This is a genomic window from Streptomyces sp. NPDC051051, from assembly GCF_040682975.1.
Taxonomy (GTDB): Bacteria; Actinomycetota; Actinomycetes; order Streptomycetales; family Streptomycetaceae; genus Streptomyces.
In genome coordinates, this window is record NZ_JBFBCB010000069.1 from 21,403 (window position 1) to 30,366 (window position 8,964).

The 8,964-nt window shown below is 73.8% G+C and carries 8 protein-coding genes; 6 read left to right on the top strand and 2 right to left on the bottom strand.

The genetic code is table 11. The features are described 5' to 3' along the window. Positions 1-193 precede the first annotated feature (193 nt). Positions 194-1,222: an NlpC/P60 family protein gene (locus AB0N31_RS33145; RefSeq protein ID WP_366062206.1), complete on the top strand. Its 1,029-nt coding sequence runs from the start codon at positions 194-196 to the stop codon at positions 1,220-1,222. 63 nt (positions 1,223-1,285) lie between these two features. After that, complete coding sequence (locus AB0N31_RS33150) at positions 1,286-2,479, top strand: hypothetical protein (RefSeq protein ID WP_366062207.1); 1,194 nt, start codon at positions 1,286-1,288, stop codon at positions 2,477-2,479. 95 nt (positions 2,480-2,574) lie between these two features. Here the strand turns inward: AB0N31_RS33150 and AB0N31_RS33155 are convergent, their stop codons facing one another. Further along, positions 2,575-3,798: a glycosyltransferase 87 family protein gene (locus AB0N31_RS33155; RefSeq protein ID WP_366062208.1), complete on the bottom strand. Its 1,224-nt coding sequence runs from the start codon at positions 3,796-3,798 to the stop codon at positions 2,575-2,577. Between the two features lie 134 nt (positions 3,799-3,932). Here AB0N31_RS33155 and AB0N31_RS33160 point away from each other — a divergent pair, with 134 nt between their 5' ends. Further along, on the top strand, positions 3,933-5,075 hold the full coding sequence (locus tag AB0N31_RS33160) for a glycosyltransferase family 4 protein (RefSeq protein WP_366062209.1): 1,143 nt from the start codon (positions 3,933-3,935) through the stop codon (positions 5,073-5,075). Positions 5,076-5,259: 184 nt separating this feature from the next. Further along, a complete protein-coding gene (locus AB0N31_RS33165; RefSeq protein WP_366062210.1) occupies positions 5,260-5,400 on the top strand; it encodes a hypothetical protein in 141 nt (46 codons plus the stop codon). Here AB0N31_RS33165 and AB0N31_RS33170 read toward each other — a convergent pair. After that, a complete protein-coding gene (locus AB0N31_RS33170; protein ID WP_366062211.1) occupies positions 5,385-7,184 on the bottom strand; it encodes an AMP-dependent synthetase/ligase in 1,800 nt (599 codons plus the stop codon). The genes AB0N31_RS33165 and AB0N31_RS33170 overlap by 16 nt on opposite strands. 295 nt (positions 7,185-7,479) lie before the next feature. Between AB0N31_RS33170 and AB0N31_RS33175 the strand changes: the two genes are divergently transcribed. Continuing rightward, on the top strand, positions 7,480-8,277 hold the full coding sequence (locus AB0N31_RS33175; protein ID WP_366062213.1) for a metallophosphoesterase: 798 nt from the start codon (positions 7,480-7,482) through the stop codon (positions 8,275-8,277). A 151-nt stretch (positions 8,278-8,428) separates the two neighbouring features. Further along, positions 8,429-8,869, top strand: coding sequence for an SRPBCC family protein (locus tag AB0N31_RS33180; protein WP_366062214.1), 441 nt, complete (start codon positions 8,429-8,431; stop codon positions 8,867-8,869). Positions 8,870-8,964 lie beyond the last annotated feature (95 nt).

Here is an 8,964-nt window from a genome sequence, read left to right on the forward strand (position 1 = left end):
AACGGGCGAATCACCGCGACGTGAACTGACCCCGCACCCCGCCCATGACCTGCGTCAGAGGCGGGGTGTCACGTTGTGTCGCCGCCGAGGTCTTTGGTGGGCCCCCCGTCGCGCGGCTACTGTCTGCCGCGTTTCCCCGGCACGCGTGCCGGGGGACGGTCTCTGTCCGCCAGAGGAAGGAGCGCGGCTTCCCGTGGGGTCCCATCGCCGCCTTGCACCGTCCGGGTTCGACCGGGGCGCCCTGTGCGTCCTGTCCGCCGCCGCAGCCGCCCTCGGGGCCGTCGCCACCACCGCCGTACCGGCCACGGCCGCCCCGCACGAGGACACCCGGACCGAGGTGGACCGGCTCTACGAGGCCGCCGAGAAGGCCACCGAGGCCTTCAACGAGGCCGGGGAACGGGCCGGCACCCTGCGCCGGCAGGTCGGGGACTCCCAGGACCGCGTCGCCCGCAAGCAGGAGCGCGTCAACGTGCTGCGCGAGCGGCTCGGCTCGCTGGCCGGCGCCCAGTACCGCTCCGGCGGACTCGACCCGTCCCTGGCGCTGCTGTTCTCCGAGGACCCGGCCGACTACCTCGACAAGGCCTCCGTCCTCGACCGCGTCACCGCCCACCAGGCCGACGAGCTGAAGGAGCTCCGGCACGCCCTGCGCGAACTGACCCAGGAACGCGCCGAGGCCACCCGGAAACTCGGCGAGCTGGAGAAGAGCCGCGAGGCCGTCGAGAAGCACAAGCGGACCGTCGAGCGGAAGCTCGCCAGGGCCCGGCGGCTGCTGAACTCCCTGCCGTCCGCCGAGCGCGCCGCCTACGACCGGGCTTCCCGGTTCGGCCGCTCCGACCTGCCCGGCCTGCCCGGCCCCGAGGGCGCCGGCGCCGCCTCGGGCCGCGCGGCCGCCGCCCTGGCCGCTGCCCGCTCCGCACTCGGCAGACCGTACGTCTGGGGCGCCAACGGGCCCACCGGCTTCGACTGCTCGGGCCTGGTGCAGTGGTCGTACGCGCGGGCCGGGGTCTCCCTGCCGCGGACCTCGCAGGCCCAGGCGCACGCCGGACGGCGGGTCCCGCTCTCCCAGGCCAGGCCCGGCGACATCGTCACCTACCGCTCCGACGCCAGCCACGTCGGCATGTACGCGGGCAACGGTCAGGTCATCCACGCCCCCTACCCGGGCGCGCCCGTGCGCTACGACCCGGTCGGGATGATGCCGGTGTCGTCGGTGACCAGGCCCTGACCGGGGCGGGCGGCGCACGCCTTCGGGGCTCCGTCCGGGGCGGCCCGCCGTACGATCGGGGGGATGGCTGGTCACGGGCGGGCGCGCGGATCCGGAGCCGTGGGGCTCGTGGTGCTGCTGCTCGTCCTGCTCGTGGGCTGCGGCGGGCGGCCCGCCACCGACGGCGCCAGGGCCGAGGTGCAGCGGGTGCTGGACCGGCGGGCCGCCGCCGTCCTGGCCCACGACGCGGCCGCCTACGCCGCCACCGGGGACCCCGCCGGATACACCCGGCTGCGCGCCGTGCCGCTGGCCGCCTGGTCCTACCGGGTCACCGCCGTCCGGCCCGGCGGGGACGGGGCCGAGGCCGACGCGGAGCTGAGCTACCGCGTCGAGGGCCACGACCGGGGCCCGGTGACCGTGGCGCGCACCCTGCGGCTGACCCGCGCCACCGCCGGGCGGTGGCGCGTGGCCGCCGACGAGCCCGCGCGGAAGACCGGCCAGCAGCTGTGGGACCAGGGCACGGTCACGGTCGTCCGGGGCGCCCGCAGTCTCGTCCTCGGGGTAGGCCGGTCCGGCGAGCAGCTGCGGACCTTCGCCGACCTGGCCGACCGGGCCGTCCCCGCGGTCTCGCAGACGTGGGGCACCGACTGGGCCCGGCGGGTCGTCGTCCTCGTGCCGAAGTCGCTCGACGGCATGGCGGCGCTGCTCGGCTCGCCCGCTTCCTCCTACCGCGGGATCGCCGCGGTCACCACGGGGGAGACGGGCGGCGGGGCCGACGCGCCGGCCGACCGGGTCATCGTCAACCCGGACGCCTTCGGCATGCTCGGTCCGGTCGGCCGGCAGGTGGTGTTCACCCACGAGACCACGCACGTCGCCACCCGGGCCGACACCAACGCGGCGACCCCGCTGTGGCTGTCGGAGGGGTACGCCGACTGGGTCGGCTACCGCGGCACCGGCCGCACCCCCGACGAGGCCGCGCCCGAGCTGCAGAAGGCCGTCCGCGGGGGCGACCTGCCGGACGGGCTGCCGTCCGACGGCGACTTCGGTTTCGCCGGGGACGCGGCGCGGCTGGCGCGGGCGTACGAGGGCGGCTGGACGGCCTGCCGGATGATCGCCGGGCGATGGGGCGAGGGGGAACTGCACGCCTTCTACCGGGCCGTGGGGGAGCACGGGAAACGGCCGGGGGCGGTCGAGGCGGCGATGGAGAGCGTGCTGGGAACGACCCTGGAGGACTTCACCGCCGAGTGGCGACGGTACCTCCAGGACGAACTGGGCTGAGCGCCGCCGCGGCCCGTCACCCGGCCTGCCGGACGGTCGCCCCTTCGCGCCGGGTCCGCCCGGTCCCCCCGTGCGCCGGGCCCGGCGTCAGGGCGTCAGGAGGCGACCGGCGCGTGCCCGGCGCGGACGGACCGACCGGGCCCGGCGGGCGGGGCGGCGGCCCGTGGCACCGTCGAGCGCCACAGCCGTACGGCCGCGGTGACCGTGGCCGCCACCAGCAGGCCGTTGCGCAGGAACAGCAGGGTGAGCCCGAGGGCGTCGCTCGCGACGACGTGGTCGAACCAGACGGGGAACTCCAGCACCGTCACCGGTGACGCGGCCAGCACCAGAGCGGTCGGCGGCCCCATCCGACTGTCGCGGAAGCACCGGCAGACGGCGGCCAGACCCACCAGCCACACCAGGTACTGCGGACTGATCACGCGGCTGGTGGTGGTGAACAGCAGGACGGCGGTGAAGGCGGCGTCCGCGAGCGTGTGCGGCGCGAACCGCCGCGCCCGCAGCCGCCACAGCAGCAGCCAGCCGAACGCGGCCGCCGTCAGGGCGAGGGCCGCGTCGCTCACCACGTCCACGTGCGGGCCGAGGAACTCGACCGAGCCGTAGTGGAGCCGCACCTCGCCGCTCCAGCCGAGACGCCGGGCGACGTGGAACACCAGGGCGCCCAGCGACTCCACCTCGGTGCCGCGGTCCCGCTGGGAGGAGAGGAAGGCGAAGGCGCCGGGCGCGGCCAACGCGAACAGGGCCGCGAGGGCGCCGACGGTGACGGCCGCCGCGCCCCAAGCCCGCCGCCGCGCACCGGCCAGCAGCAGCACCGGCCACACCTTGAGCAGGGCTCCCAGACCGGCCAGCGCCCCCATGACCCGGGGATGCCGGACCCCGGCGAGCAGTGCGGCCACCGCGACCGCGGTCACCGTCAGGTCGTAGCGGGCGTACACCGTCGGGCCCAGCAGGGGGACGCCCGCCACCCACACCAGGGCGCCGCGCGGGGAGCGGCCGACGGCCAGCAGCAGCACCAGGACGGCGAGGTCGGCGAGGAGGGCCAGGACGAAGAACGCCGACGCGTAGTCCAGGAAGGGCAGCAGGCCGGGCGAGAGGATCGCGAGGGCGGCCGCGGGCGGGTACTGCCAGGTCGCGTCGTCGTGCGGGTAGGCCCCGCTGCTCAGCACGTCGTACCAGCCCCGGTAGATCACCGACACGTCGGTGGTGACGTCCGGGCCGGGGAAGACGTACACCTTGAACACCCACAGCAGCAGCACGAGCCGGGTCGCGCCCCAGAGGGCCGACAGGCCCGTCAGGCCGGCCGGGGAGCGCCTGTCGTCCATGAACTCCACGTATGCCCCTGTTCGTCCTCTTGGTCGGGGTATGTGGACCACATGGTCTCCCGCCCGGCTGTGCGCGGGCCGTGCGGCACGGCCGGGCGAGGCTGTGAGGGACGGTTTGGATAGGGTCGGCGGCGATGCACAAGACCCTGATCGTGACCAACGACTTCCCGCCCCGCCCGGGCGGCATCCAGGCGTTCCTGCACAACATGGCGCTGCGCCTCGACCCCGAGCGCGTCGTCGTCTACGCGTCCACCTGGAAGCGGGGCCGCGAGGGCGCCGAGGCGACGGCGGCCTTCGACGCCGAGCAGCCCTTCACCGTCGTACGGGACTCCACGACCATGCTGCTGCCGACGCCCGGCGCGACGCGGCGGGCCGTCGGGCTGCTGCGCGAGCACGGCTGCACGTCCGTGTGGTTCGGGGCCGCCGCGCCGCTCGGACTGATGGCCCCCGCGCTCAGGAAGGCCGGCGCCCGGCGGCTGGTGGCCACCACGCACGGCCACGAGGCCGGCTGGGCCCAGCTGCCCGCCGCCCGGCAGCTGCTGGGGCGCATCGGTGAGGCCACCGACACGATCACCTACCTCGGCGAGTACACGCGCTCGCGGATCGCCACCGCGCTGAGCCCCGAGGCCGCCGCGCGGATGGTGCAACTGCCGCCGGGCGTCGACGAGAAGACCTTCCACCCCGGCTCCGGCGGCGACCTGGTGCGGGCCCGCCTCGGGCTCACCGACCGCCCGGTGGTGGTGTGCGTCTCGCGGCTCGTGCCGCGCAAGGGCCAGGACACGCTGATCCGGGCCATGCCGCGGGTCCTCGCCGCCGAGCCGGAGGCCGTGCTGCTCGTCGTCGGCGGCGGCCCCTACGAGAAGGACCTGCGCCGTCTGGCCCACGAGACCGGGGTCGCCGCCTCCGTGCGTTTCACCGGCTCCGTTCCCTGGTCGGACCTGCCCGCCCACTACGGCGCCGGCGACGTCTTCGCCATGCCGTGCCGCACCCGCCGGGGCGGACTCGACGTCGAGGGCCTCGGCATCGTCTACCTGGAGGCCTCCGCGACCGGCCTGCCCGTCGTCGCCGGCGACTCCGGCGGCGCCCCCGACGCCGTACTGGACGGCGAGACCGGCTGGGTCGTACGGGGCGCCTCGCCCGAGGACACGGCCGACCGCGTCGCGGCCCTGCTGGCCGATCCCGAACTGCGCCGCCGCATGGGCGAACGGGGCCGCCGGTGGGTCGAGGAGAAGTGGCGCTGGGACCTGCTGGCGGAGAGGCTGAAGGAACTGCTCTAGAGGCCCCCCGCCGCCCCGTCACGGCCGCCCGCGGGTCCGTCGGCGCCCTCCGTCGCGTGCGCAGCCACCGGGCGGACCGGACGGTCCACCCAGGGTGCCCGCACGACACCCTGTCTGACGCACCGTCACCTGACGGGACGTCACGTCCTGGGCGCGGCGGCTGTGCGCGGCCGACGGCTCGCTCGTGCCCGGACCGATCGGGGTGAACTCGTTCGTCGCCGTCGCCGTCGCCGTCGCCGTCGCCGCGCCCGCCGAACGCACCGTGGCGCGGGCCCTCGTCGAGGACACCGCGCCACGGGACGGACCGGGTCACTGCTTCGCGTAGATCGCCTCGATCTCCGCCGCGTAGTCCTTCGCCACCACGTTGCGCTTGAGTTTCAGTGACGGGGTGAGGTGGCCCGAGTCCTCCGTGAACTGGGAGGAGAGAATGCGGAACTTCCGCACCGATTCCGCCTTCGAGACCGCGGCGTTGCCGTCGTCGACCGCCGACTGGATCTCCGACAGCAGGTCGGCGTCCTCGCGCAGCGACGCCGCGGTGGAGCCCGCCGGCTTGCCGTGGTCGGCGGCCCACCGGCCCAGGAACTCCTCGTCGATGGTGACCAGCGCGCCCACGAACGGCCGCCCGTCACCCACCACCATGCACTCCGCGACCAGCGCGTGCGCCCGGATGCGGTCCTCGATCACGGCCGGGGCGACGTTCTTGCCGCCCGCGGTGACGATGATCTCCTTCTTGCGACCGGTGATCCTGAGGTAGCCGTCCTCGTCCAGGGTGCCGATGTCGCCGGTGTGGAACCAGCCGTCGGCCAGCGCCTCCGCGGTCGCGCCGGGGTTGTTCCAGTACTCCTTGAACAGGTGCTCGCCGTGCAGCAGCACCTCGCCGTCGTCCGCGATGCGCACGACCGAACCCGGCAGTGGCTGGCCGACCGTGCCGATCTTCTGCCGGTCCCACGGGTTGAACGCGGTCGCCGCACAGGACTCCGTCAGGCCGTAGCCCTCCAGGACGGTGAAGCCGATGCCGCGGAAGAAGTGGCCGAGGCGCTCGCCCAGCGGGGCGCCGCCGGAGATGGCGTACTCGCCCCGGCCGCCGAGCACCGCGCGCAGCTTGCCGTAGACGAGCTTGTCGAAGACCTTGTGCTTGATCCGCACGCCGATCGACGGGCCCGACGGGGTGTCCAACGCCTTGCTGTACGCGATCGCGGCGTCCGCCGCCCTGTCGAAGATCGCGCCCTTGCCGTCCGCCTGCGCCTTGGCCCGCGCCGCGTTGTAGACCTTCTCGAACACCCGCGGCACGCCGAGGATCAGCGTCGGCCGGAAGGACGCCAGTTCGTCGGTGAGGTTCTTGATGTCCGGGACCGTGCCCAGCTTGATCGGCGCCATCATCGGGGCGATCTGCACCAGGCGGCCGAAGACGTGCGCGAGCGGGAGGAACAGCAGGACGCTGCACTCGCCGGTGCGGAACAGCGGGCGCAGCCGCTCCACCACGTTGCCGCACTCGGCGAAGAAGCTGCGGTGGGTGAGCACGCAGCCCTTGGGCCGGCCGGTCGTGCCGGAGGTGTAGACGATGGTGGCCGGGTCGTCGGCCTTGGCGAGCGAGCTGCGCTCCTCCACGGCCTCGTCGGAGACGTCGGTGCCCAGCCGCCGCAGCTCCTCGACGCCGCCCGCCTCGATCTGCCAGACGTGCTTCAGCGCCGGCAGGGTCTCGCGCACCGACTCGACGGCGGCGCTGTGGGTGTCCAGCTCGACGACGCAGGCCGTCGCGCCCGAGTCGGAGAGGATCCACTGCACCTGCTCGGGCGAGCTGGTCTCGTACACCGGCACGGTGACGGCGCCCGCGCACCAGATCGCGAAGTCGAGCAGTGTCCACTCGTAACGGGTGCGGGACATCAGGCCGACGCGGTCGCCCGGCTGGACGCCGGAGGCGATGAGGCCCTTGGCCGCCGCGTGCACCTCGGCCAGGAAGGCCGTGGCCGTGACGTCCTGCCAGACGCCGTCGACCTTGCGGGCGATGACGGCGACGTCGGGATGCTGCGCGGCGTTTCTCCGGACGATGTCGGTCAGATTGCCGTCCGTGGGGACCTCGTACAAAGCCGGAAGGCTGAACTCGCGCAAGACTGCTGCTCCTCATAGGGCGCCGGCGCCACGACGTTGTGCGATGCGACGGTGCGGTCCAAGGCTCGGGCAAGTGCTCGCGCATCGGTGGTTGAAATGCTGAGCACGACTGGACTGCCCGGACGTTACCCGCCGGTATGGCTTCTTCGACAGGGGGTCCCGGCGAGATGTTCGCTGCGTCACACAGATGGATGTTGCAGTCCGTACGGTAGTCCACCCGAAAACCGACCGGCCAGTAACGGCAGGTTTCACCGGCACTGTTCACGTATGCCGCACAGGCCTACCCTTGATCGACATGGCCTCCACACCGTCCGGGAACCCCGGTACACGTATCCACGTGGTCAGCGACGTGCACGGCAACGCGCGCGATCTTTCCCTGGCCGGCGAGGGCGCGGACGCGCTGATCTGCCTGGGCGACCTCGTCCTCTTCCTCGACTACGCCGACCACTCCCGCGGCATCTTCCCCGACCTGTTCGGCGTGGAGAACGCCCACCGCATCGTCGAGCTGCGCACGGCCCGCCGCTTCGCCGAGGCCCGTGAGCTGGGCGCCCGGCTGTGGGGCGGGGTCGGCGAGGACCGGGCCGCGGTGATCGAGCGGGCGGTGCGGGGGCAGTACGCCGAGATGTTCGCCGCCTTCCCGACGCCGACGTACGCCACCTACGGCAATGTCGACATGCCGGCACTGTGGCCGGAGTACGCCGGTCCCGGCACCACCGTGCTCGACGGCGAGCGCGTCGAGATCGGCGGCTGGACCTTCGGCTTCGTGGGCGGCGGCCTGCGCACCCCGATGCGCACCCCCTACGAGATCAGCGACGAGGAGTACGCCGCGAAGATCGAGGCCGTCGGCGAGGTCGACGTCCTGTGCACGCACATCCCGCCCGAGGTGCCGGAACTCGTCTACGACACCGTCGCGCGCCGCTTCGAACGCGGCAGCCGCGCCCTGCTGGACGCCATCCGCCGCACCCGGCCCCGCTACTCCCTCTTCGGCCACGTCCACCAGCCGCTGGTCCGGCGGATGCGGATCGGGGCGACCGAGTGCGTCAACGTCGGGCACTTCGCGGGGACCGGGAAGCCGTGGGTGCTGCAGTGGTGAACGCCGGTACGCGGCGCGGCACGGGCCGCCGTGCCCCACGGGATGAAGGCGGCTGGTCGGGCGCGCGGTAGCCTTCACGCTGCACACACGTGCGCACGCTCGCGCACGGGGGATCCCTCCCTACCGGCCCGCATCTGGAGGAGCCACCGCGATGGCGGAATACACCAGCTCGAGCATCACGATCGAGGCGGCACCGGCCGACGTCATGGCGGTCATCGCCGACTTCGCCCGCTACCCGGACTGGACCGGCGAGGTCAAGGAGGCGGAGGTCCTGGCGACCGACGCGGCGGGACGCGCCGAGCGGGTCCGGCTGGTCATGGACGCGGGCGCGATCAAGGACGACCAGACGCTGGCCTACACCTGGACCGGCGAGCACGAGGTCTCCTGGACGCTGGTCAAGTCCCAGATGCTGCGCTCCCTGGACGGCTCGTACCTCCTCCGGGCCACCGGGGCGGGGGCGACCGAGGTCACCTACCAGCTGACGGTCGACGTCAAGATCCCCATGCTGGGCATGATCAAGCGCAAGGCGGAGAAGGTCATCATCGACCGGGCGCTGGCGGGCCTCAAGAAGCGGGTCGAGTCGGGCCGCTAGGGCGTGTTTCGAAAGTCCCGTCTGCCCGGCGGCGTCTGGCACGCACGCTCGCCGCGTTGTCGGGGTCGCCCCGATACAACCAGTATCGGGGCGAC